18 protein-coding genes, 1 tRNA gene and 1 pseudogene are annotated in these 23,227 nt (G+C 52.8%); 12 read left to right on the top strand and 8 right to left on the bottom strand.

Annotated elements, in window-relative coordinates; all coding sequences use genetic code 11:
- Together GEI7105_RS39495 and GEI7105_RS0116375 are read right to left on the bottom strand one after the other, a co-directional pair.
- A pseudogene (locus GEI7105_RS39495) lies at positions 1-191 on the bottom strand (RNA-guided endonuclease InsQ/TnpB family protein); the annotation flags it as partial.
- A gap of 392 nt (positions 192-583) precedes the next feature.
- Positions 584-1,696, bottom strand: coding sequence for a YdcF family protein (locus GEI7105_RS0116375; protein WP_017661515.1), 1,113 nt, complete (start codon positions 1,694-1,696; stop codon positions 584-586).
- A gap of 302 nt (positions 1,697-1,998) precedes the next feature.
- Between GEI7105_RS0116375 and GEI7105_RS0116370 the strand changes: the two genes are divergently transcribed.
- The 5 genes from GEI7105_RS0116370 to GEI7105_RS0116350 all read left to right on the top strand — a co-directional run bounded on the left by GEI7105_RS0116370 (position 1,999) and on the right by GEI7105_RS0116350 (position 6,621).
- Positions 1,999-2,766, top strand: a complete 768-nt coding sequence (locus GEI7105_RS0116370) for a pentapeptide repeat-containing protein (protein WP_017661514.1) — start codon at positions 1,999-2,001, stop codon at positions 2,764-2,766.
- A gap of 136 nt (positions 2,767-2,902) precedes the next feature.
- A complete protein-coding gene (locus tag GEI7105_RS0116365; protein WP_017661513.1) occupies positions 2,903-4,501 on the top strand; it encodes a serine/threonine-protein kinase in 1,599 nt (532 codons plus the stop codon).
- 114 nt (positions 4,502-4,615) lie between these two features.
- Positions 4,616-5,404, top strand: coding sequence for an SAM hydrolase/SAM-dependent halogenase family protein (locus GEI7105_RS0116360; RefSeq protein ID WP_017661512.1), 789 nt, complete (start codon positions 4,616-4,618; stop codon positions 5,402-5,404).
- On the top strand, positions 5,404-6,024 hold the full coding sequence (gene coaE / locus GEI7105_RS0116355; RefSeq protein WP_017661511.1) for a dephospho-CoA kinase: 621 nt from the start codon (positions 5,404-5,406) through the stop codon (positions 6,022-6,024). The genes GEI7105_RS0116360 and coaE overlap by 1 nt, the downstream gene beginning before the upstream one ends.
- An 18-nt stretch (positions 6,025-6,042) precedes the next feature.
- Entirely contained in the window at positions 6,043-6,621 is a 579-nt protein-coding gene (locus GEI7105_RS0116350) for a tetratricopeptide repeat protein (protein ID WP_017661510.1), read from the top strand.
- Between the two features lie 55 nt (positions 6,622-6,676).
- Here GEI7105_RS0116350 and rfbD read toward each other — a convergent pair whose 3' ends face one another.
- The 6 genes from rfbD to GEI7105_RS30915 all read right to left on the bottom strand — a co-directional run bounded on the left by rfbD (position 6,677) and on the right by GEI7105_RS30915 (position 12,568).
- Positions 6,677-7,555, bottom strand: coding sequence for a dTDP-4-dehydrorhamnose reductase (rfbD, locus tag GEI7105_RS0116345; protein ID WP_017661509.1), 879 nt, complete (start codon positions 7,553-7,555; stop codon positions 6,677-6,679).
- The gene (gene rfbC, locus GEI7105_RS0116340; protein WP_017661508.1) at positions 7,555-8,103 is read right to left on the bottom strand and encodes a dTDP-4-dehydrorhamnose 3,5-epimerase; all 549 of its coding nucleotides are present in this window, start codon (positions 8,101-8,103) and stop codon (positions 7,555-7,557) included. The genes rfbD and rfbC overlap by 1 nt, the downstream gene beginning before the upstream one ends.
- Positions 8,104-8,802 carry a class I SAM-dependent methyltransferase gene (locus GEI7105_RS0116335; RefSeq protein WP_026097713.1) on the bottom strand — a complete coding sequence of 233 codons (699 nt, stop codon included), beginning with the start codon at positions 8,800-8,802 and terminating at the stop codon, positions 8,104-8,106.
- A 29-nt stretch (positions 8,803-8,831) separates the two neighbouring features.
- On the bottom strand, positions 8,832-10,412 hold the full coding sequence (locus tag GEI7105_RS0116330) for a DUF2142 domain-containing protein (protein WP_071592025.1): 1,581 nt from the start codon (positions 10,410-10,412) through the stop codon (positions 8,832-8,834).
- Between the two features lie 249 nt (positions 10,413-10,661).
- Positions 10,662-11,243 (bottom strand): class I SAM-dependent methyltransferase, encoded by a 582-nt coding sequence (locus tag GEI7105_RS0116325; RefSeq protein WP_202804408.1) that lies wholly within the window; start codon positions 11,241-11,243, stop codon positions 10,662-10,664.
- An 86-nt stretch (positions 11,244-11,329) separates the two neighbouring features.
- Positions 11,330-12,568, bottom strand: a complete 1,239-nt coding sequence (locus GEI7105_RS30915; protein ID WP_017661504.1) for a glycosyltransferase family 2 protein — start codon at positions 12,566-12,568, stop codon at positions 11,330-11,332.
- Between the two features lie 67 nt (positions 12,569-12,635).
- Here GEI7105_RS30915 and GEI7105_RS0116315 point away from each other — a divergent pair, with 67 nt between their 5' ends.
- From GEI7105_RS0116315 to GEI7105_RS0116280, 7 genes are all read left to right on the top strand, one after another.
- On the top strand, positions 12,636-13,874 hold the full coding sequence (locus GEI7105_RS0116315; RefSeq protein ID WP_158413223.1) for a glycosyltransferase 87 family protein: 1,239 nt from the start codon (positions 12,636-12,638) through the stop codon (positions 13,872-13,874).
- Between the two features lie 413 nt (positions 13,875-14,287).
- Entirely contained in the window at positions 14,288-17,011 is a 2,724-nt protein-coding gene (locus GEI7105_RS35080) for an alkaline phosphatase D family protein (RefSeq protein WP_017661502.1), read from the top strand.
- A gap of 208 nt (positions 17,012-17,219) precedes the next feature.
- A complete protein-coding gene (locus tag GEI7105_RS0116305) occupies positions 17,220-18,497 on the top strand; it encodes an SGNH/GDSL hydrolase family protein (RefSeq protein ID WP_144053837.1) in 1,278 nt (425 codons plus the stop codon).
- A gap of 534 nt (positions 18,498-19,031) precedes the next feature.
- The gene (sigC, locus tag GEI7105_RS0116290; RefSeq protein WP_026097712.1) at positions 19,032-20,288 is read left to right on the top strand and encodes an RNA polymerase sigma factor SigC; all 1,257 of its coding nucleotides are present in this window, start codon (positions 19,032-19,034) and stop codon (positions 20,286-20,288) included.
- Between the two features lie 156 nt (positions 20,289-20,444).
- Positions 20,445-21,830: a thioredoxin-disulfide reductase gene (gene trxB / locus GEI7105_RS0116285; protein ID WP_017661497.1), complete on the top strand. Its 1,386-nt coding sequence runs from the start codon at positions 20,445-20,447 to the stop codon at positions 21,828-21,830.
- A gap of 30 nt (positions 21,831-21,860) precedes the next feature.
- Positions 21,861-22,424, top strand: a complete 564-nt coding sequence (locus GEI7105_RS40785) for a zinc ribbon domain-containing protein (protein WP_342662829.1) — start codon at positions 21,861-21,863, stop codon at positions 22,422-22,424.
- A 159-nt stretch (positions 22,425-22,583) separates the two neighbouring features.
- Positions 22,584-22,655, top strand: a tRNA-Gly gene (locus GEI7105_RS0116280).
- Positions 22,656-23,227: the final 572 nt, after the last annotated feature.

The following is a 23,227-nucleotide window of genomic DNA, read 5'->3' as shown; positions in this document are numbered from 1 at the left end:
CTCAGTCCGAAGGATTCTCGCAGTTGCCGATAGACCAACGACTGAATTGTTGTTTTGCTGGTCACAGCCGGACGAACGACAGAGTTTGTAAGGTTACAGGCTGCGGCAAATGCTTGTGCAACTCGCAAGAGGGCGGCACTTTGCTCGGCGGTGGCCTTTAACTGGCAAACGACAGTCAGGATTTGTTCCATGCGATAATTGTACTATTATTTGAGGGTTGCCGCGCAAGTCTTAAAGTTGCTGTCCCGGCATTCCTCCCGCGCTTCAATCGGAGATTAGAAGCGGGGACTTCTCGCTTGCAATGTTAAAGAGCTTTGCAAATGGGTCGTTCGAGGGAAAAACACCGCTTAGCCTGGGTTGCGGTGGGATCGATCTCGCTCGAGATTCGAGCGTTACAGTTGTCAGACACAGAGCTTTCGCCATAAAACCCAGCAACACCATCGTAGATCGTGTTGCACTCGAGGGTGTGATACGACGGCCGAGACGGCGATCGCTCGATCGAGGTGGTTTCGGCCGAACGCTCGGCGACTTTATCCAGATTTACGGTTGTTGACCCCTAGTTTACCCTCGAATCTCCGTAATCTCACCGAAGATCGCCAAAAATTTCTGTTAATTTTTTTGAATTGTCGGAAGTCGAGTTCGATAGGCTCTGCCGTTCGCCCCCCGACTGTAGCGTCGCGTCGCGGCATTGCAAGCAAACAAACTCGGCCGGTGCCAACCAACCTCGCAAGAAGTAATAGAGCGTCGTGAGGTATTCGTCGATCAGTCGCGTCGAGAGGGTCAACCCTCTGGCACTCGGCACGACAGAGGCTAGGGTCACGTCGAGCCGTTCGGGATTCGACGGTTCGAAGGTGACGAAATCTCCCGGTCGGGGAACGACTTCGATGTTTTCTCGAGCAAAGGCCGTGACCGCTCGATAGAGGGATAAGGCGGAAGTCACGACGAAGACGCGCGGCTCGAAGTCGTTTTCCTCAATAATTTCCGAGACTGCTAAGACGCTCTGGCGCAGGTTTAGAGCGGTGTCTTCGAGGAGCGCACGGTCTTGGGGAATGCCGAACTGTTCGACTAACAGATCGCGCACGATTTCCGCTTCGCTGATTTCTTGTTCCCGCACTTCTTCGGGGAAGTCGTAGCGCTGTCCGGCACTGATAATGATGCGGGTGGCGGTACTGTTGTTATAGAGCTGAGCGGTATATGAAATGAGGTTGCCGTTATCGCTCAGTTGAATGTGTCGGCGATCGAGAACTTGAGGTTCGACGGTTTGCTGGGCGATGAGAACGATGGTCTCTGCCGTGTCTGTAGCGGTCGTTTCGAGGAGTTGGATGGCGTTTCGTTCGATCGATCTTTGATAGAAAAATTCCGAAAAAAGCGGGGTACTGAATACCCACAGCAGCACGAACGCCGCGTAAATCTGATTGCGAGAGGTCCTCGAGATCGCCACCCCTCGAATTCCTTTGAGAGACTGAGCGAGTAAAATCCAAATCAAACCGACTGGTTGAAACGGGAGAGAGAGAATCGACCAGGCTAGGGTCGCCGTGCGATCGCTAGGATCGAACCACACCAATACGATAAAAATCACGATCGCCAACGAACCTAAAAACGTAAAGTACGTTTTAGGAACGATTTTCAGAAAAACGTAAAAGGCTATAATGAGAACGAGCAGCCAGAGCAGGACTCGCGTGAGAACTAAAAACATCTCGCTCTCGGATCTCCCATAAGAACGGTTTCGACAACGACCGACAACCGAGAAAACACGGACGCGACAGGCTGATTCGGTCATCGCATCCAAACTTCCTTAGAATAACAGATAGAGACGAGGCGATCGCGCTAAAACAATCCCATTGGGTCGCACGCGTTAACGCCCGAAGAATTGTGAATTTAAATTGCGTCTTTTGACTTATTGTTTCAATTTTAATAAATTATTTAGAACTGGCATAAAAATTCGCTAAAATTTCCAACTTGGGATCGAATATTTTTCCCATGCATGGGATCTAGTCGATGAAAGTCAGTCACCTCCTCAGAAGCTACGAAGCAGGAACCACCCACTTTAGCGGTGTCGACCTACAAGGCGCGAATTTACAACACGCCACGTTCATCGCGGTGGATTTTACAGACGCCAACCTCATCGGTGCCGACTTGGGGCGAGCGTTCCTGACGAAAACCGTTTTCAACGGCGCTCGTTTGAACTGGGCAGATCTGAGCTACGCCAAACTCAGCGACAGCCAACTCGTCAAAGCCGATCTCACGAAAGCCAGCCTGAAGGGGGTCTTTGCGGTCAAAGCGACCCTCGCTCGGGCGCGGCTGAGCGGTGCCGATCTCGAAGGGGCGAACCTGCGTGGTGCCGATCTCGAAGGGGCGAACCTGCGCGGTGCCGATCTCAAAGGGGCGAACCTGCGCGGTGCCAATCTCAAAGGGGCGGATTTTCGCTGGGCGAACCTGAGTGGCGCGCGACTGAGCGGAGCCGTGTTAAACGAGGCGCGGTTTGCCGGGGCGAAGTTATGCGGGGCGTACCTCAACGGCGTAAACTGGGAAGGAGTCGAACTCTCTGGTGTCGATCTCAGTGCAGCCAAACTCAGCGGTGCGAATCTCAACGGTGCAGATCTCAGTGCGGCGAACCTCAGCGATGCCATTTTGCAAGGCGTAAAACTTCTCGGTGCGAACCTGCACGGGGCGAACCTCACGGGAACCCGGTTCGATCGCTCCGATTTATGGCCGGCGACCGCGTTCGAGTCCCAAGAGTTCCTGCACACCTCTCGAGTCCGGTGAGTAGGTTTTATCGAATACGGAGAGCGCGATCGTACATATCGTACATAATGATTAAGAGAGGCGGGGTTGAAAGGTCGGCCGACTCCCCCCGTCTGAGACGATCGCGTTCCGAACCCCTCGACTTCCGACATCGTTCATGCGTTATTGCGTCAATCCCGCCTGTCCGAGTCCCGAAAATTCCGACTCTAACGAGCAGTGCCTCAGTTGCGGTGCGAACTTACTGCTCAACAGACGCTATTGTGCGGTCAAAGTCCTCGGACAAGGTGGGTTTGGTGCGACGTTCGCCGCCCGTAACGTCGCGCTTCCCGGCGAACCCATCTGCGCGATCAAACAACTACGGGTCGCCTCGAACAATGCCAACGCCATCGAACGCGCCCGCCTTCTGTTCGAGCGGGAGGCGACTACCCTCGGGAAAATCGGCAACCATCCGCAAGTCCCCACGCTCCTCGACTACTTCGAACTCGACGGACAGTTTTATCTGGTTCAAGAGTACGTTAAGGGCTTGACCCTCAAACAGGAAGTCAAACGGTCGGGCTGCTTCGATGAATTTCAAGTCCGAGCCGTTCTCGACGAAATCCTCGAACTTCTGAAATATTTCCAGTCTCAAACTGTCATTCACCGCGACATCAAACCCGCAAACATCATCCGCCGCAGCCTCGACAACCGACTCGTAACGATCGACTTTGGGGCGGTGAAAGACGAAGTCAGCCATACGGCTATTCTCGATCCCGACGACCCGACTCCTAACACCTCCTTCGCGATCGGAACGCCAGGATTTGCGCCCCCGGAACAGATGGCTATGCATCCGGTCTACGCCAGCGATATCTACGCCCTCGGCGCGACCTGTTTGTACCTGCTCACGGGGAAATCTCCTCGTCGCTTGGGGTACGATCCGCTCACGGGCAGTATTTGCTGGCGCGATCGCGTTCAGGTCAGCGACAACTTGGTTTACGTCCTCGATAAAATGCTCCAACCGGTGTTGGCGCAACGCTACCAAGCCGCTGAGGAAGTTCTCGCCGACTTACACTACCAACCCACGCCAGAAGATGCGATCGAGGTCGCGCCCCCCCAGCCTCAACCCGCTGTCGAACCCGACGTCGAACCGCTCGAGGAGACGACGCAGCCCCCCCAGCCCACGCAGGAGGCGACGAACTTTACGTCTACCGAACCCCTTGACGCGACAAACCTTACCGATACTCGCCTGCACCGATCCCCACGAACTTCGTTTCGCAGTCGCCTGCGCGATCGCACGACCGCCTCTTCGTGGAACCGCTCTCAGAGCAACCGCCGCGCTCAGGGGGAAAAACTCACCGCCGAAGAACTCAAGACCAATTACTTTAAAGGACGTCGCGACTTCGCCAACCGCAATTTAAGCGGGGCGGATTTGCAACGGTTCAATTTAGAAGGCGTCAATTTCAACGAAAGTAAACTGGTCAAAACGAACTTGCGCGGGGCGAACCTCCACAAAGCCGATCTCAGTCAGGCGGGGATGAACCACGCCATTCTGCGGGATGCCGATCTCAGCGATGCGTTTATGAGTTACTGCAACCTCGCCGGGGCGGATTTGCGAGGTGCCGACCTGACGAACGCTTATCTGACCTACGCCAACATTACAGGAGCCAACCTCTGCGGGGCGAACCTCGCGAACGCGAAAGTCACTCAGGAACAACTGGCGTCGGCCAAAACCAACTGGCGCACGATCCTCCCCGATGGGAAACGAGGCTTGTTTTCTTGAGGGGTTTTTTCTACTGTTTGAAGTGGGTTGGGGCAGTTTGACGGTACACGCTCGCCACAACGTCAGGAATTCAACGAACACGACAGCATTTCGGAGATCGATCGAAGGAGTCTTATGTTTTCTAGACGACATTTAACTTTACTGACGGATTTCGGGTTGCGCGATGGCTACGTCGGCATTCTCAAAGGGGTTATCGCCAAGGTCGATCCGACAGTTTCGGCGATCGATATTTCTCACGATATTACGCCTCAAGACGTGGCCGCTGCCCGCTTTTGTCTGGCGAACGCCTATCCCTATTTTCCCAAGGATACGGTTCACGTGGCCGTGGTCGATCCGGGGGTGGGAACGCCGAGGCGGGGCATTGCCGTACAACTCGAGGACGGCTATCTCGTCGGGCCGGACAACGGTATTTTCGATGGCGTGTTGAGTCAACATCGCGTCGTGTCGGTCGTCGAACTCACCGAACCGAAGTACTGGCGCACCGATCGCCCGAGTCGCACCTTTCACGCCCGCGATATTTTCGCACCGGTCGGGGCTCACATCGCGACGGGAGTTCGGGTCGATCGCCTGGGAAAAGCTGTCGATCCCGAGAGTTTGGTGCGGTTGTCCGTCGGGGAGGCGCGGCATACGGGCGGTGAAATCGAGGCGTGCGTGCAGTATTGCGATCGCTTCGGGAATCTCATTACGACCGTTCCGGGTGAATGGGTCGAGGGCAAAACTTGGCACGCAGTTGTCGGAACGCAGCAGGTTCCCTACGGCGAAACCTACAGCGATGCGAAAGCGGAAGGGACGGTGGCGTTGGTGGGCAGTCACGGTTGGGTCGAAATCGGGGCCGATCGCGCCAGTGCTGGCGATCGCTTGAAGGTTGGGTTTGGCGACGCGGTTCGCATCGTCTATCGCTGATGGTTCGACGGCGCGTTATCGGTTTGACGGGCGGCATCGCGACGGGTAAAAGTACGATCGCGGTGTTTTTACAGGAGACTTACGGGTTTGCCGTTCTCGATGCGGACGTTTACGCGCGGGAGGCAGTCATGCCGGGGTCTGAGGTGTTGCAGGCGATCGCCCGTCGTTACGGCTCTGAGGTGTTGCAGGCGGACGGAACCCTCGATCGCGCTCGATTGGGGGCGATCGTATTCGGAAACCCTCGAGAACGGCAATGGCTCGAAGGTCGAATTCACCCGTTCGTGCGCCAGCGTTTCGTGGCGGAGATCGAGCGGCGCGAGGAGACGGTGGTGCTGGTAGTGCCGTTGTTATTTGAAGCGAACATGACGGATTTAGCGACGGAAATTTGGGTCGTGGCCTGTTCGCCGGAAGAGCAACTGGCACGATTGAGACAGCGGAACGGCTACAGTGAAGAGGAGGCGCGATCGCGCATCGAGGCACAACTGCCGTTGGCGTACAAATGCCAGCAGGCCGATCTCGTTTTGGATAATTCTGGCGATCGCCGAGTCTGGCAACAACAGATCGATCGCTGGCTTCGGGACGATCTGAGGGGTTTAGAAGCGATCGCCCCCCGTGTGTGAGTTTAACCCTGTAACGACATGATGAGACGGATAGGAGTGTTGGCGATCGTGGCTGCGATCGCCGCTGGGATGGGAATCGAGGCTAAGGTCGCCCTGGCGCGGTTCGGAACGCGGCCGGCTGGAAGCGATGGGAACGAGAGGGGTTCGACGGCTGTGGAAACTGACGCGATCGCCCGACGGCGATCGCCCGAAGCGCTGGTGACAGAAGGGGAACGCTTGGTGATGCGCGGTGAAGTCATCGAGGCTATCTCTCTCTACGAAGAAGCCCAAGCGCTCCATACTTTTTTCAGCGTCGGGGCGCAGTCGTGGAACATACTGTGTTGGTACGGGAGCCTATGGGGCCACGCGGAAGAGGTTCTCGAGGCTTGCGAACAGGCCGTCAAACTCGACCCGGACAACGTTGAAATTCGCGACAGTCGCGGTTTGGCGCGGGCGTTAGTTGGGGATACGGACGGAGCGATCGAGGATTTTCAAGCCTTTGTGGAGGCTAGCGAGAACGAACCTCGACGCTTTCAACGGCAAAATTGGATCGAGATGTTGCAAGCTGGGGAAAATCCGTTTACGCCGGACGTTTTGCGAATGTTGTTTATCGATTGACTCTTTCCTGATTCAATTGAGTTCGAGTACGACTGCAAAAACTGTAAGGGTTTACCTATTCTATCGTCGGCTTTAACGCCGCTAACATCTGACGCAGTCCCACTCGCCAATGGGGTGCAAAGGTTCCCAACACTCCTTCGAGTTTCTTTCCCGACAAGACCGAATACGCCGGACGCTGAGCTAGAGTCGGATATTCCGCCGTGGTAATGGGAACGACTCGCTTTAATTTCAACGGAAATCCTAACGCTTCGGCTTCCTCGAAAATCGCTACGGCGAAATCGTACCAACTGGCGACGCCGCTGTTGGTGAAGTGGTAGGTTCCCTCAATATCGTAGTGGTTCGTCACGATTTGCGCGATCGCGTTGGCGATGTCTCCCGTCCACGAGGGAGTCCCCACTTGGTCGGCGACCACGCGCACTTCTTCGCGGTCTTTCCCCAACCGCAACATCGTTTTCACGAAGTTTCCCCGACCGCCGACCCCGTACACCCAAGCCGTTCGCAAAACAATGTGAGACGCGTCGCTTTGCAAGACTTCCACTTCTCCGGCGAGTTTCGATTTCCCGTATTCGCCGACGGGATTCGTGGGGTCAGTCTCGGTGTAAGGACGGCTGTGGTTTCCGTCGAAGACGTAATCTGTCGAAACGTGCAGGAGTGTCGCGCCTTGTCGCTGCGCCGCTTTCGCGAAAACCCCCGGTGCGATTCCGTTGACGGTTTGTGCGAGTTCCGGTTCGTGTTCGGCTTTGTCTACGGCGGTGTACGCCGCGCAGTTGACGATAACGTCCGGTCGAATTTCGGCGATAACTGGGGGAATGCTGCGGGGTTGGGACAAATCCAGGCGATCGCGTCCGACTCCAACCACCTCAGCCACGGGGTCGAGGACGCGTTGCAACTCCCACCCCAACTGTCCGCTAACACCAGCGATCATAACTCGCATTATTCGTAGACCTCCGCTGTTTTGAAGGGAACACCTGCTTTATCTTTTTGAGATAAAATCGGCTCGGTTGCGCCAAGTTGCCAGTCGATCGCCAAATCGGAATCGTTCCAAGCAATACTGCGTTCGTGGTCTTTGGCGTAATAATCGGTCGTTTTGTACAGCACTTCTGCGACCTCCGAGAGTACCGAAAATCCGTGTGCGAATCCCGCTGGAATCCACAACTGTCGCTTGTTGTCCGCACTCAGTCGATATCCGACCCACTGTCCGAACGTCGGTGATTTTTTGCGAATATCGACCGCAACGTCGAAAATTTCTCCCATGCAGACGCGAATTAACTTCCCTTGTGCTTGTTGGATTTGATAGTGCAGTCCTCGCAACACGCCGTAGGTCGATCGTGAATGATTGTCTTGAACGAAGTTCGTTTCGACGCCTGTTTTTTCTTCAAAAATATGTTGGTTGAAACTTTCAAAGAAAAAGCCGCGATCGTCTCCAAAAACACGAGGTTCGAGGAGTAAAACTTCTGGGATATCGGTTTGGATGACGTTCATTTATTGACGAGCGAGAACAACGAGGTTGGACACAGCACCGAGAAATTTAGGCTGAAACCAGCTTACACGATATCGTGTATTTTTTTCGAGCAAGACGTTCCAAATTAATCGAGCTAAATCTCTTTGAGAAAGCAATCTTAAATTTTTTTCTTGCGCCCAAAAGGTTAAGCCTAAAATATTTAATATAGTACGGTGGTGTCGGCGAGGCAACCAGTGAACGATGGGAAGTTTAGTGTGGAAATCTAACCAGTGGTAGCGATTGGGAGTTGCGACGAGAATTCCCGATCCGAGAGATAGTAAATCGCGAAGATATTGAAGTTGTTCGGATTGAGATCCTACGTGTTCGATGACGGCTGAAGAGGTGACAAAGTCGAGTTTAGAAAACTGCTCGGGTCGAGGTGGAAAAGGGACGACTGTTAAGCCTGGAAATTGCTGTTCGAGATGTTGAATTTCTTCGGGAGAGGTGGCGTAAACGGTGGCGCCGTCTTCGAGAAGCCAGCGAATCCAGCAGTTACTATCGATGCGATCGGTGTCGGGAGTCGCGCCGTGGTCGAGAAAAACTTTACCCGAAACGCCACCGATTTGTTGTGAAAACCAATCGTAAATTTGGCGGCGAATTCGCAACGAAGATTTCATGCGAAGTTTGTCCAGCCACGATATGCGATCGCCAAAATAATCGTATTCTCGAACTTCAGCCATATCCGAACGCTCGCCTCGCGTCAAAACCTCTAACGACCCACGATCGACCCATAATAGCGATCGCACAACACCGCCAGCGTAATCGTACTCGAAAATAACACGAACCCGACCCAAAACCGAGGTAAACTCTTCGAGATCCTTCTCAAACGACGATTGTAGAATAACAGTCCGATCGCTGGCGCGATGGGAATCCAATAGCGACCCTGTAACCCGCCGATCGTCTCCGCGCCGACGAAGTTCCACAAATACGCCAAACCGCACAACATTACCATACTGGATAACGCGCTGAGGGCGAAAACTCCCCGTTGCCAAAGCTTAAACCCCTTGTCTGCGGGATTCGGAAGCCAGGCTGCGATCGCCAACATTCCCCAATACAACGCTACCAACCATCTCGGTAGCGGCGCGTCCAACCACCCCAAAACTCCGATAAACTGATGTGCGTAATCGCCGCCAAACGTCGTCAGCGTCCGCATTACCGTCGCCGCAAACGCCAGCGGATGGGTTAAAACAAACTGAATTTGGTCGGAGGGGGACAGTTGCGGGTGAAGGGAAACGTAAATTCGAGAGACGACCTGCGACCACAGTACCACTGCGACGCCAGAGGCCAGTGCGATCGCGCTGAAACTTCCCCAATAGCGTCGCCAACTTCCTACTTTTCGCCTCGGAATCGCCAGAAACAGCAACACTAGCGGGAAATACGCCAGTTTCGACAACGACAAGGCGATCGCCAACACTGCTAAAATCGCCAGATCGATCGAGGGATTTCGGTTTTCTTCAGTTTTTGTGACGTCTTGGAAGGACTGACCTCGTTTTGCAATTTCTCGAACTCTCGTCGGTTGGATTGAGGAACGACACTCAACATTCAAATCTTGTTGCAGTTGAGTTTCATGGATTTTTTCTGTTGTTTTTTCTTCTGTTTCATCGCCGATCGCTACCCGCAACACTAACCCCAAAAACGCGAAAGCGACACCGTTGGTTAACGCATCTAACGATAGCGACGACGCCAAAAACAGCGACATCGGCGTCAACGCCAACATCACCAAAAACCACTGATGAATTGGACTCCAGCGAATCCCCAAAAATACCAACCCCACCCACGCGGCTAAGTTCGCCAACCTCCCCGAATACATGAGTTTCAGTGGTGACAGGTTTGCAGCTTTTGCGATCGCAATTCCCAAGGCTTGGGGAAGATAGGGAATTGGTGAATGTAACGCCGTGGTTTTGAAATTTATAAAAACGCGATCTTGGGGATTTAGCGGTAAATCGAGAACGGCGAACAATTCGTCAAGATTTTGTTTCTGGGTTTTGTCGAAGCGCAAATCGCGACTCGAGACGTTGCGAACGGTGGTTAACACGCTTTTGGGAAGGTTTCCCCCCAAACAAACCTCTGTCTCGAAATATTTGCTGTATCCGTAGCAGTCTCCCGTTTGACGTTCGGCGACGAGATGTCCTTCTGCAATTTGAAAGGCGCGGTAAAAATGGAGATATTCGTCGGGAGATTGAAAGGGTGGGGTGAGAAATACAACGAACACCCCGAAGACGATAGCGATTGTGGTAAAAACCTGCTGCGGGGATTTTAGAATTCGGATGTTAGCGGTAGGGTGCGTCATTTCTAAGATATCAACGCTTCAATTTAGAAAGCGGTAGGGTGCGTCAGCTTTAAAGTATCAACTCTTGAATTTAGAAAGTTTCAGTCTGACGCACCGCACATCACGTTGTTTCTATCCCAACCCGTATCCCGTTTTATTTTTGTCAATTTATTCCTCAGCGGTGCGTCAGGTTGGGGAGATTTCCCGTTCGCTTTTACGGTTTTCAAGTCTGACGCACCCTACGTTTTTTACTGACTTCTCATACGGAATTTATTGCCGATCGTTTCTTTGTAACCGCGCGATAAAATGCAAATTTGCATCGAAAATATAGCGAAAGGGAACGGGATATAAATCGAGTTTTCGTTTCGTGACTTCAGGAAACCATTCGAGTTCGCTGAAAACGATCTTCCACTGACTCGAAGAGAGATAATGATAAGGAAGTGCGACGCCGTAACTGCGATTTCCTACCCAATCCATGAACCGCAAACGAATTTCGTCGAACCCAGAATTACAATAGTGGTCTTTAATTAAAACTGCGTGTTTGGCGACACGGGTACATTCTCCTAAAACCTGTTTGGGATCGTGGGTGTGGTGTAAGACATCGACCACCATCACGAAATCGAAACTATTGTCGGGATACGGAAGCGTTCTTCCGTCAAATTCACGGACGGGAATTGCAGTTTTCGGACGAACGAATATGTCTACCCCTTCTAATTTTACTGTCGGACGTAAGGTTTTCACCGCAACAGCCACTTCGCCGCTTCCACAGCCGACATCGAGTCCGGTGAGAGGTTGGTTTTCGGGTAATAGGTTCGCCAGATGCTTCGCTAAAACGCGAACTCGGCGATTCATGACGAGGGAACGATGAAGGGTTTGCATTGTGAGGAAAGGAGAAGAGAAGCGCGATCGCACTACCTATAAATTTTACGAACGGGAGTTTAGGAATTCTGACGGCGATCGCTTTGATATCGTTCGGAAAGAACGGCGTAAAACAAGCCACTAAACAGCGTTTGTGCGCCGATTAGTATAAACACCATTCCCGTGACCGCCGGACGAATGGCGTAAAGCGGCCCGAAATCTGCATCGACCCAAGTTCGGACGATCGATAATTCGATTCCTAAGCCAATTCCAAACATCGCCAGAGAAAATAGAATAATTTTCTCGATGCTAATGGATTTTACCACCCAATCCATCCGTTTCGATCGCCGTCGAATGCGATGGGTTAAGGTGTATAAATGAGCCAAGAGTCCAGTTAACAGCAATTCGTAACCCAACAAACAGGAGAGTGCAGACACCACGATCCAGTGGTCGTTAAACCGCAACTCTCCAATATAGACCGATTCTCCACCGGGAGCGAGGTTTAAAATTCCCGATAAAACTAATCCCAGAGAAATCAATAAAATCCCCGGAATCCAATAAACATACTTCGGTGCAAATAGCAAGATATATTTTAAATGCCGCCAGCCGTCCGACCAAGGACGCAAATGAGGTGCGCGATCGCGCCCGTCGGGATGGAGTGTAATCGGAACTTCACTCATTTTAAAGCCCAAAATTGCCGATTTGACCAGCATTTCGGAAGCAAATTCCATCCCTGGCGATTCCATTTCCAACTGTTGGAAGGCTGCTTTAGAAAAGGCTCGCATTCCCGAGTTTACATCGGAGAATTTCGAGTGATATAATAGGTTTACAATTGCCGTTAAAGCGGGCGTTCCGATGTGGCGATTTTTCCAAGGCATCGCTCCCGGTATAATTTTTCCGTTTAGCCGCGTTCCGATGACGAGATCGTATCCCGTCATTAACTTTTGAACCATCGGAACCGCTTCGCGAAAATCGTAAGAATCGTCTGCATCCCCAATGACGATATAGTTTCCTTGCGCCGCGCGAACTCCCCAGGTTAAGGCTGCACCGTAGCCGCGAACGGGAACCTCTACGACTCTCGCGCCGAGGGATTTTGCTAACTCCTGAGAGCCATCAGTCGAACCGTTGTCCGCTACGACAATTTCTCCACGCAATCCCAAGCGATCGAGCGCCGTTTTCGCCTTCTCAATACAGATTTCTAACGTGCGAACTTCGTTCAAACAAGGAAGCACAAAAGACACTGCGATCGCCTCGGTTTGCGATCGCGAGCGCGGAACGGAGTTCTCTTGTGCCGCGTCCTCTCGTGTCGTTGAATGCATGGGAGAAAGCCCAAAAACAGTAAAGCAATGGGAATATATATAAAGACTCGAGGATAGTTTGTCAATTGTGGCGGTGTTTTTTCAATCTTCAACCCGACGCGCGATCGCACTGATTGCACTCCAATTTTTACTTACGATCGGCGTAACCTATTGGATTTTCCCCCATTACGAGCGCTGGCACGCCTTCGATCTCCAACACTACCACAACATTTCGGTATCGATTCGCCAGGGACTCGTCCCCTACCGAGATTTTCTGCTGGAGTATCCCCCCGCTTCCCTGATTCCGATTCTCCTTCCCCAACTCTTTTCTGGTCACGAACCCCTCGCATCCGGCGATTATGTGTTCGGCTTCGTGGCGGAAAATCTGGTATTTGCAGTTCTCCTCGCATTGGGATTGCTGGGAATCGCACCCCGTCGCGGCGTTTCTACCCTGACGAAATACACGTTGCTGGCGATGTTGCTGTCGCCGCTGCTTCCCTGGCGATACGACTTGTTTCCAACACTGTTAACGGTGGCGGCGGTATTGGCGGCGATGTCGGGATTCGCCGTCGGTTCGGGGATCGCGTTGGGGTTGGGAATCGCAGCGAAATTGTATCCCGTGGTTCTCGTTCCCGTGTTTTTTCTGTATTTCGTCGCCTCTCGTCGGGTGGGAACGGGGGTGAAACTTGGCGTCAGTGCGATCGCCACCACGCTTTTAACGTTTCTTCCCTTTTGGTGGCTGGCTCCCGATGACTTTACCTCGTTTTTGACGTATCACAAAGATCGCGGTTTGCAAATCGAGAGCGTTTACGCTGGATTGGTGAGTTTGGGAGACGTTCTCGGTTTGACAGAAGCCTCGTCAGAAATGAACTACGGCGCACAACACCTGATTTCTCCCCTCTCCGAACCCCTGTTACAGCTTCAACCGTGGCTGTTTGTGGCGGCGATGGCGACGGTGTATGGCTTGACGTGGTGGCGGTTTCGGGAAGAGTCGCAGCGATTTACGGAGATTTCTGTCGAAACTTTAGTGGCGTATTCGACGGCGGCGTTGTTGGCGTTTATGTTGATGAATAAGGTATTTTCGCCGCAGTATCTCATTTGGTTGTTGGCGTTTTTACCCCTGTTGCGCTGGCGGTTTGTGGGAGTGGCGGCGGTGAGTTTCGCCATGACGATGACATTTAGTTTTATCACGCGACAGTTGCGCTTAATGTATCCGCCGTCTGTGGTGTTGTTGAATTTGCGGAATTTCCTGTTATTGGGAGTGTTGCTGTGGTTGTTGGTGTCTTTCTCGCCGTTTCGATTGCGCCAAACGTTTCAACAGGATTGAAGAAAATGGCGATCGCTCGCGATCGCACCTTCAAGGTTTACCTCAATAAATATTGTATTTTACCGAGAAAGTTTCAGGCAATTTTTATCGAGCGAACGCGATCGCGCGGTACACCATCCTGCCAATTCGGGTCTTCGGAGTTTGTGGTTATAAATGTATACCATAATACAAAAAATTGAAAATTCGAGAGCCAAAACCCTTGAAATCTCGTGAAGTTAGTTTTTCTGTCACCCTAAACTCCGAAGAGCCCCAATTCCTGAAAGATTCGTTACAAAAATTGAATTGTTAGGGGCTAAAATTTGACGTTTTTTGACTTTTACTTGCAGATTTTTTTAACCCAGCATTAACCTAAGAACGCCTTCCCAAGCCGTAAAGTTAAGTCGATCGCGTCAGCGAAACGGAGTGTCAACGCCATGAGCTTACTGAACTTCATTCAAATCTACGGACTGAACATCAACGCTTTTCTCGCCGACTTGCGAAGCGAGACGAACGGTTCCCCAACACTCCCCAACGGTATCGCCTCCGGGGACACCAGCCAAAACAGTACCGTTCTGTGGACGCGCAGCACCGAACCCGATTTCGTGGCGATCGAATACTCCACTGACCCCAACTTTAACGAAATCCTCGGAACCCTCTCCACCGAAGTCAGCGACCCGAACCAACCCGTCAAACTCGAACTCACGGGACTGCAACCCAACACTACCTATTATTACCGCGTCACCGATAGCCAGGGAAGTTCCCAAACCGGCGAATTCGACACCGCCGCCGAACTCGGAACCTTTGACGGCTTGAAATTTGGTGTTTCTGGGGACTGGCGAGGCGAACTGTCTCCCTATCCCGCCATTACCAACGCCGACGACCGAGATCTCGACTTTTTCCTTCTCCACGGCGACACCATCTACGCCGACTTCCCCTCTCCCGCACTCAACAAACCCCAAGCCGAAACCCTCGAAGAATTTCGCCTCAAACACGCCGAAGTCTACGGCGATCGCTTCGGACGCAACACCTGGGAAGACCTTCGCGCCTCTACCAGCGTCTTCGCCACCATCGACGACCACGAAGTCACCAACGACTTTTCTGGCGGCGCACCTGCGTCAACCGATCCTCTCGGACGTTTCGGAACTGGAAGCGAACTCATCAACGACACACCACTTTACGAGAACGGGTTGCAAGCCTTCCAAGAATACAACCCGATTCTCGACGAATTTTACGGCGAAACTGGCGACCCCCGTACCGCAGGCGAACGGAAACTCTATCGCAGTCAAACCTACGGAAGCGATGCGGCGGTGTTCGTTCTCGACGCGCGATCGTTCCGCGATCCCGCACTTCCCCAAGCCGACATTAACAATTTCACTGAAATCCTCGATTTTCTCTCGAACAGCTTCGACCCTAGCCGAACCATGTTAGGACGGGTGCAAGTCGAAGACCTCAAACGAGACTTACTGGCCGCCGAAAATGCTGGCGTAACCTGGAAGTTCGTCATGGTTCCCGAACCCATACAAAACCTGGGTTTAATTGCAGCCGGCGATCGCTTTGAAGGCTACGCCGCTGAACGCACCGAAATCCTCAACTTCATCGATACTAACGACATCGACAACGTGGTCTTCGTCGCGGCGGACATCCACGGAACTCTCGTTAACAACATCACTTATCAACTCAACCCTGGCGGCCCGCAAATTCCCACCAACGCCTTTGAAATTACCACGGGTTCCGTTGCCTTCGACGCGCCTTTCGGCCCCACCGTTATCGACCTGGCGGCAGATTTCGGCTTGCTTTCTGCCGAACAAGTCGCACTCTTCAACGCCTTACCCCGTCAAGGCAAAGATGCGTTTGTCGAAGAACTGACGAATACCCAGTTAGAAACTCTCGGTTACGATCCCCTCGGGTTGCAAGGATCGCCGGTTGCGGCTCGACTTCTCCAAGGCGGTTACGTCGCCACCCAAACCTTTGGTTGGACCGAGTTCGAGATCGACTCCGAAACTCAGGAACTTCGCGTCACCACCTACGGCATCGATCCTTACACGGAAGCCGAACTCAATGCCAACCCCCAAGCGATCCGCGATCGCACCCCCGAGGTCTTGTCTGAATTCGTCGTGACGCCAGAACTCGACGGCGCGATCGCCCCTTCACCTTCCCCAGGCTTCGACAACCTCGTCGTCTTCGGCGACAGTCTCTCCGATGTCGGGAACGTCTTCGCCGCCACCAACGGAACGATGCCGCCCTCTCCTCCGTATTTTGAGGGACGTTTCTCTAACGGCGAACTCGTCATCGAACGCTTAGCCGACGCGATCGCTTTAGAGGCGTCCGTTCCTGCATTGCTCGGCGGCGACAATTTCGCCATCGGCGGTGCAGCTACGGGATTTGGCAACTCCGCCCTCGGATCGCCCAACGTCGGCGAACAGATTTCTATATATTTAGCTGAAGACAGTCCCGACGCGGGAGATTTAGTCTATCTCTACGCCGGAAGCAACAATTTCATTCAAAGTCCGACGCCGATCGATCCCGCAAGTGTCGTCAGCGATCTCGCCGGTCATATCACCACGTTAGCCGAGGCGGGAGCGACGACCTTCATCGTACCGAATTTAGGGGATTTTAGCGGATCGCCCCTCGTGCGATCGCTCGGGCGCAGTCAGGAAATCAGTCAAGCACTCGATCGCTTTAACGAACTTCTCGATCCCGCTCTCGATGCCTTAGAAGTCGAATTGAGCGTTGAGATCGTCGAGTTAGATTTTGCCCGCGTTTTCGACGATATTCTCGAAAATCCCGCCGCTTTCGGAATTCTCAACACCACGGATTTCGCCCTCGATCCCCTGACGGGAACGGTCGTCCCCAACCCCGAGACGTACCTGTTTTGGGACGATCTCCACCCCTCCGCGACGGTCAACGAGATCGTCGCCGATGCCGTTGTTGAGGAATTGACCGACGCGTTCGTCCGATCTCGGCGCGATCGCAGCACCTCCACCTCAACAGTCTCGCACGCCGTTGTGGAAACTTGGGAATTTCCCCCCGTCCCTGATGGTGTCCCAGCCGACGAACCGTCGGCGATCTCCGAAATCCTCGAGACCGCGACAGAGTTGGGCGAAGGGGCGATCGCCTCCACCGAACTCAGTGCTTTTGCCGATCTCTGGGGAATTTAGCCCTAAGTGCGAGGTTTTGCTGGCGATACCTCACATTGAAATTGATTAATTACGTAAAATTACTGAGTTTTTTGTGTGAAGATTTTACGTTGACTCTGTAAAGATTGAGTATTATTTCGTAAAAAATTCCAGAATCTTATCCAAAATTGCGTAAAATTACGGTCAACCTCTCACCAGAGGTGGTGACTGAGTGTCAGGACTGACCGCCATGACAGAATTTGCATCAAACCCAGTAAACGAGGGAGATACAGACGTATTTTCCTCCCATCCATTTCGCGATCGCCCGGAACGCCGCCCAGGATTCTCTCCGTTCCGTCGTCCGTGGAGTCGCGAAGATTCGTTTTGGCATCTTTTTTCGAGAGAGGGCGATCGCCTCGACGATGGAGACGATGGAGACGACACAGAAGAAAAAACGCTGCCAGTCTTCGATTCGCTCCTCGTCTTCGGCGACAGCCTTTCCGATGTCGGAAACGTTTTTCTCAGTACAGAGGGCGTCGATCCTCCCTCGCCACCTTATTTCAACGGACGTTTTTCTAACGGTCCCCTCGTAGTCGAAAAAATTGCCGACGGTCTCGAATTAGAGGCGTCGATCCCTTTTTTGGCAGGTGGAACGAACTTCGCTTTCGGAGGGGCGAGAACGGGGTTTGGATTATCTGATTTGGGAACCCCCAACGTGGGCGAACAAATTCAGTTTTATCTGAACGGACAGAGTCCAGACGAAACGGATTTGGTGTATCTATACGCCGGTGGAAACGACTTTTTACAAAATCCTCTGGCCTCTCCAGAATCAGTTGTCGAAGCGCTGGCCGAACACGTAACGACCTTAGCTGAAGCGGGTGCAGAAACCTTTCTCGTGCCGAATTCTGCCGATGTCAGCGTCGCGCCGTTCGTGCAAACCGTTTTATCTGACTTTCAAGATCGAATCCGCATTTCGATCGAGCAGTTCAACCGCCTTCTCGATACTCGCTTAGACGAGTTGGAAGTGAGTTTAGATATCGAAATTTTCGAGTTGGAGATTAACGATATCTTCGACGACATTTTAGACGATCCCGACTCTTTTGGTTTCGTCAACACGAGCGATCCTGCGTTGAATACGGTGACGGGAACGGTGGTCGAAAATCCCGACGCGTACGTGTTTTGGGATAACGTTCATCCTACCCGCGCCGCGACCGAGATCGTGTTTGAAGAACTTCGCGACGATCTCGAAGCGTTCGGATTCGCGATCGACGGAATCGGTGAAGGCGGAGAAACCGACGGCGGCGACGATAACCTCGACGGCGAACGAGACGGGTTGACGGGAGAATCTTCAGCGGCGATCGCTCGCGAGGAGACCGAAATCGTCGAAACCTTTATCGAAACGGTCGAATCGATCCCGTTTTTCGAGTCCCTCTCCGATCGCGAAACGTTCGAGACGCCGTTTGTGGCCGATGCGATCGCCGCATTTTCTGAAGAAACCGGCGCGATCGAAAACCCGTTCGGCTTCTAAAACCCTCTCGGCAATATTCATCCGTAGGGACGTTATCGGCGACGTTCCTACGATGACTCGATCGCAGCGAACCTCGGGCGATCGAGCCCAACCCCTCGACGACGGATTTCTCGAAGGTTTCTCACCGCCGTCTCGCGATTCATTATCTTCGACAAGCTGTCTGTTATCTGCGACACAAATCTTGTAAAACTTTAATCTATTTAAATTTTAGTAAAGAAACTTTAAAATTTCGACGAGCGATCGGGAACTCAGGTCGAGGGTGATGAAGATTAACAGGGTGGTTTGACGCAAATCACTTTGCCAAGTTTAGGAACTCCCTATACTAATTTTAGTCCGTAAAACCATATGGATTTCGACAATTGAATCTCTGTTGGCGTCAAAGCTGTTACAGGCAATTGTCAGTTCGTTCATTGGGGGTTGTCGTTGCGCACGACTCGATCGATATTTTCGACTCGGCATCGATAAGGCGCAACAGACAGAACGGAAATCACATCCACAGCCCCCCGTTTACCTGGAGGGATTGAGACGAGTATTATGCCAGGAACGACTTCTTACACCCAATCTGATTACGACGATCGTCTTGTGACAGACGAATTAGAGGTACTGACGGCCGATACCGATGCCAAGGCGGACGAGGAAACTCTCGATCGCGCCTCGGGCATGGAAGTCGAATACGCCGATGCTGACGAATTCGTTCGCACGAGTCGCACTACGACGGATTTAGTCCGTCTGTACTTACAGGAAATCGGGAAGGTGAACCTTCTCGGCCGCGACGAAGAAGTCTCTGAAGCGCAAAAAGTCCAACGCTACGTCAGTTTGTTAGAAGTACGTCAACAAGCGGCCGATCGCGGCGACGAACTCATGCAGCGTTGCGTTCGCTTGGTTTGCACGCGCGATCGCCTGACCTCTCAACTCGGCCACCGTCCGTCTCTCGAACGATGGGCCGGCGAAGCAGACCTCGAAGTCTCGAAGCTCAAACCGACCCTCTCGGCGGGGAAACGCCGCTGGGCGAAACTGGCCGGTTTGTCCCTTGAAGAACTCGAACAGGTTCAAGCCGAAGGGATTCGCGCTAAAGCTCACATGATCAAAGCCAACTTGCGCTTGGTCGTGTCCGTCGCCAAAAAATACCAAAAACGGGGCTTAGAACTCCTCGATTTAATTCAAGAAGGCACGATCGGCTTAGAGCGAGCCGTCGAAAAATTCGATCCCACCCGAGGATATCGGTTCAGTACCTATGCCTATTGGTGGATTCGCCAAGGGATTACCCGAGCGATCGCCACTCAAAGCCGCACGATTCGCCTTCCCGTTCACATCACCGAAAAACTCAACAAAATTAAAAAAGCTCAGCGTCAGTTCGCCCAAGACAACGGACGCACCCCCACCATCGACGACATCGCCAAAGAACTCGACATGACCTCCGACCAAATTCGCGAAGTCATGTTGCGCGTCCCGCGATCGATCTCCCTCGATGCCAAAGTCGGAAAAGAAAAAGACACCGAACTTGGCGAACTCCTCGAAACCGACGATGCCTCTCCCGAAGACCTGCTGATGCGCGAGTCCCTACAACGGGAACTCCAGCACCTCCTCGCCGATCTCAGCAGCCGCGAACGAGATGTCATTCGCTTGCGTTTCGGTTTGGGCGGCGAAACCCCCTACTCTCTAGCTGAAATCGGCCGCGCCCTCGAACTCTCTCGCGAACGGGTTCGTCAAATCGAAGCCAAAGCTCTGCAAAAACTGCGTCAGCCCAAACGTCGAAACCGCGTTCGGGACTTCCTCGAGTCCCTCAGTTAAGCGTTTTAACCCCGCGATAAATTAGGGTAATTCTATCGACTCATCCAGGGGGCAGCCAGACGGTTGCCCCCGTTGCGTTCGGACTTCCTTTTTTGTCCAAATTATTGATATAATGTCGTCACGTAGCCATAGTCATTATGATTTTACATAACTGCCATGAGTAACACCGTCGTCGAAAACTTAGTCATTATTGGTTCGGGGCCGGCCGGATATACCGCTGCCATCTACGCCGCCCGTGCCAACCTCAAACCCATCGTTTTCGAGGGCTACCAAATGGGAGGCATTCCCGGCGGCCAGTTGATGACGACCACCGAAGTCGAAAACTTCCCCGGATTTCCCGAGGGCATCACCGGCCCCCAACTGATGGATCGCATGAAAGCCCAAGCCGTTCGTTGGGGTGCCGAACTCTACACCGAAGATGTCACCGACGTCGATCTCAGCCAACGTCCCTTTACCGTGCGCTCCGACGAACGGGAATTCAAAACCCACAGCATCGTCATCGCCACTGGTGCCACAGCTAAACGACTCGACCTTCCCCACGAAAAAGACTTCTGGAACACGGGAATTTCTGCCTGTGCCATCTGCGACGGTGCGGCGCCTCAATTTAGAAAGGTCGAGCTGGCGGTCATCGGCGGCGGCGACACGGCAGCAGAAGAAGCCGTCTTTCTCACAAAGTACGGCACTCACGTCCATATGCTGGTTCGTCGGGACGCGATGCGTGCCAGCAAAACCATGCAGGATCGGGTTCTCGAACATCCGAAAATTACCGTTCACTGGAACACCCAAGCCACGGACGTTTACGGTGAAAGCGGCAAACTCCAGGGGTTGAACGTCGTCAACACCCAAACTGGTGAAGAGAGTCAGCTTCCCGTTCAGGGTCTGTTCTACGCGATCGGTCACACGCCGAACACGCAAATTTTCCAAGGCCAGATCGAACTCGACGAGGTGGGATACGTTAAAACCCACAACGGTTCGGTCGAAACCAGCGTCGAAGGGGTGTACGCCGTAGGAGACGTGCAAGACCACGAATTTCGCCAAGCGGTGACTGCCGCCGGAAGTGGATGTATGGGGGCGATGTTAGCCGAGCGTTGGCTGTCGGAAAAAGGCTTGGTGACGGAGTTCCATCAAGAAGCCCAGGAAGCGACTACCGAACAGACGGAAACCCACGCCGAAGCGGATTCGGAAGAAACTTTCGATCCGGGCCAAACGCGACATCGCGGCAGCTATGCCCTGCGGAAACTGTATCACGATAGCGATCGCCCGTTGGTAGTGAAATACGTCGCGCCCACTTGCGGCCCGTGCCATATGCTCAAAACCATTTTCGATCGCGTTGTCGACGAATTCGAGAATCGTATTCACTACGTCGAGATCGACATCGAAGACGATCCCGAAATTGCTGAAGCTGCTGGAGTCATCGGTACGCCGACGGTACAAATTTTTAAAGACAAAGCCAAAGTCACCGAACTCAAAGGCGTCAAACAGAAGAGCGAATACCGTCAAGCCATCTCCGACAGCTTGGAACGAGCAGCTTCGGTCTCTTAACTCCAATTTCAACCCGCCCCCCTAGGGGTGATGCGTGATGCCGTAATATCCGATCGACCTGACCAAAAAACCAGGATACAAGCCCCGTCCCCTTCGACTTGGCTCAGGGCAAGCCTTCGACTTGGCTCAGGGCAAGCCTTCGACTTGGCTCAGGGCAAGCGGGTGCATCTCACTTGTGCGATCGAAACCCCACCCATCCTCCCCTTGCTAAGGGGAGGTGCCGAAGGCGGAGGGGTCATTCCCGCGAGTTCGGGGAGGTGCCGGAGGCGGAGGGGTTATTCTACGAAATTGAGATGCACCCGGCGAGAGTTCAGGGTATTGGTTGAAGCAAAGTCTGAAAAGTACGGACGCAAGTTTGTAGCGATCGGACGTTGGGAACCCACCAGTCAAACCTGTTCTAATTGCGGTTATAGGTGGGGAAAAATTGATTTGTCTGTGCGGTCAGTGATTTGCCTAAATTGCGGTACAGAACACGACCGAGATGATAATGCGTCTAAAAATATAGAAATGGTCGGCATGGGGCATCGGCACGACCTTAAATGTACGTCGAGAGATGGTCAGACTACTTCGGTAGCACAACTCAATGAAGCGTAAAGAATCCCCACGCCTTCAGGCTGGGGAGTATGTCAATGCCGCGTCATGCACCTTACGGGGAAAATCAAAAAAAATTTTCCGAAAAGGTTGACACTCTCCAAAAACTGTGTAAGTATAGATAATACGCAAGCAAACACAAGCGTTTTGCAAAGCGGTTTTGCGGGTATAGCTCAGCGGTAGAGCGTCACCTTGCCAAGGTGAATGTCGCGCGTTCGAATCGCGTTACCCGCTTTTTTCAATCTCAATCTGATTCAATTCCATCTAAGAAGGTTTGAATCGAGTTTTCGGTTCGACACCATTCACTCCAACCCCCATTGTATAACTTGGTGAGTTGGAGTTCTGCTATCAAGATCCGTCGCAGTACTCCGCCTATACCGCGAAGCGGTTAGGGGGTGGTGAAGCGGCGGTGAGTTGAGGTGCGTCCCCTGAACAATGCGATAGCGAGAGAAGGGGATAGCGCCGAAACGAGCAATCAAATATAATTGATAAGGTGGTAACACGCTGAAAACATACGGATAGCTCATCCAGTAGGCAGCCCAGAAGTAACGGTTAAGACACTGGCAACCTGTATAGAGCATAATACCCAAAACCAAAAATCAGATCCGTCCGGCTTGGGGGCACCAAGTGGACGTAAAACAAAAAGCCTGTGGAATCGTTCTGGCGGGGACTTGAAGTTATCTGAGTTCAAGTCTAGTCAAGAGGTTGAGAAGCAGGAAATCCTTGGTGTGAACCAGGGAATCTCCCTGCATACCCGATAGGGTTGCTGGGAGAGGATGTCAATCCCTATCGACTGATGAAAGCAC

This window comes from Baaleninema simplex PCC 7105, assembly GCF_000332355.1.
Classification (GTDB): domain Bacteria; phylum Cyanobacteriota; class Cyanobacteriia; order Cyanobacteriales; family Geitlerinemataceae; genus Baaleninema; species Baaleninema simplex.
The sequence above is the reverse complement of the archived record's forward strand: the minus strand, read 5'-3'. Positions and strand labels throughout refer to the sequence as shown.

Excerpts from the sequence above, each read along its gene's own strand:
- GEI7105_RS30915 (WP_017661504.1), bottom strand. The coding sequence starts at position 12,568 with ATGCATTCAACGACACGAGAGGACGCGGCACAAGAGAACTCCGTTCCG.
- GEI7105_RS0116370 (WP_017661514.1), top strand. The coding sequence starts at position 1,999 with ATGAAAGTCAGTCACCTCCTCAGAAGCTACGAAGCAGGAACCACCCAC.
- GEI7105_RS0116335 (WP_026097713.1), bottom strand. The coding sequence starts at position 8,802 with ATGGCTGAAGTTCGAGAATACGATTATTTTGGCGATCGCATATCGTGG.
- coaE (WP_017661511.1), top strand. The coding sequence starts at position 5,404 with ATGGTTCGACGGCGCGTTATCGGTTTGACGGGCGGCATCGCGACGGGT.
- GEI7105_RS0116325 (WP_202804408.1), bottom strand. The coding sequence starts at position 11,243 with ATGAATCGCCGAGTTCGCGTTTTAGCGAAGCATCTGGCGAACCTATTA.
- sigC (WP_026097712.1), top strand. The coding sequence starts at position 19,032 with ATGCCAGGAACGACTTCTTACACCCAATCTGATTACGACGATCGTCTT.
- trxB (WP_017661497.1), top strand. The coding sequence starts at position 20,445 with ATGAGTAACACCGTCGTCGAAAACTTAGTCATTATTGGTTCGGGGCCG.
- rfbD (WP_017661509.1), bottom strand. The coding sequence starts at position 7,555 with ATGCGAGTTATGATCGCTGGTGTTAGCGGACAGTTGGGGTGGGAGTTG.
- GEI7105_RS0116350 (WP_017661510.1), top strand. The coding sequence starts at position 6,043 with ATGATGAGACGGATAGGAGTGTTGGCGATCGTGGCTGCGATCGCCGCT.
- rfbC (WP_017661508.1), bottom strand. The coding sequence starts at position 8,103 with ATGAACGTCATCCAAACCGATATCCCAGAAGTTTTACTCCTCGAACCT.
- GEI7105_RS0116360 (WP_017661512.1), top strand. The coding sequence starts at position 4,616 with ATGTTTTCTAGACGACATTTAACTTTACTGACGGATTTCGGGTTGCGC.
- GEI7105_RS0116365 (WP_017661513.1), top strand. The coding sequence starts at position 2,903 with ATGCGTTATTGCGTCAATCCCGCCTGTCCGAGTCCCGAAAATTCCGAC.
- GEI7105_RS35080 (WP_017661502.1), top strand. The coding sequence starts at position 14,288 with ATGAGCTTACTGAACTTCATTCAAATCTACGGACTGAACATCAACGCT.
- GEI7105_RS0116330 (WP_071592025.1), bottom strand. The coding sequence starts at position 10,412 with ATGACGCACCCTACCGCTAACATCCGAATTCTAAAATCCCCGCAGCAG.
- GEI7105_RS40785 (WP_342662829.1), top strand. The coding sequence starts at position 21,861 with ATGCGTGATGCCGTAATATCCGATCGACCTGACCAAAAAACCAGGATA.
- GEI7105_RS0116305 (WP_144053837.1), top strand. The coding sequence starts at position 17,220 with ATGACAGAATTTGCATCAAACCCAGTAAACGAGGGAGATACAGACGTA.
- GEI7105_RS0116375 (WP_017661515.1), bottom strand. The coding sequence starts at position 1,696 with ATGTTTTTAGTTCTCACGCGAGTCCTGCTCTGGCTGCTCGTTCTCATT.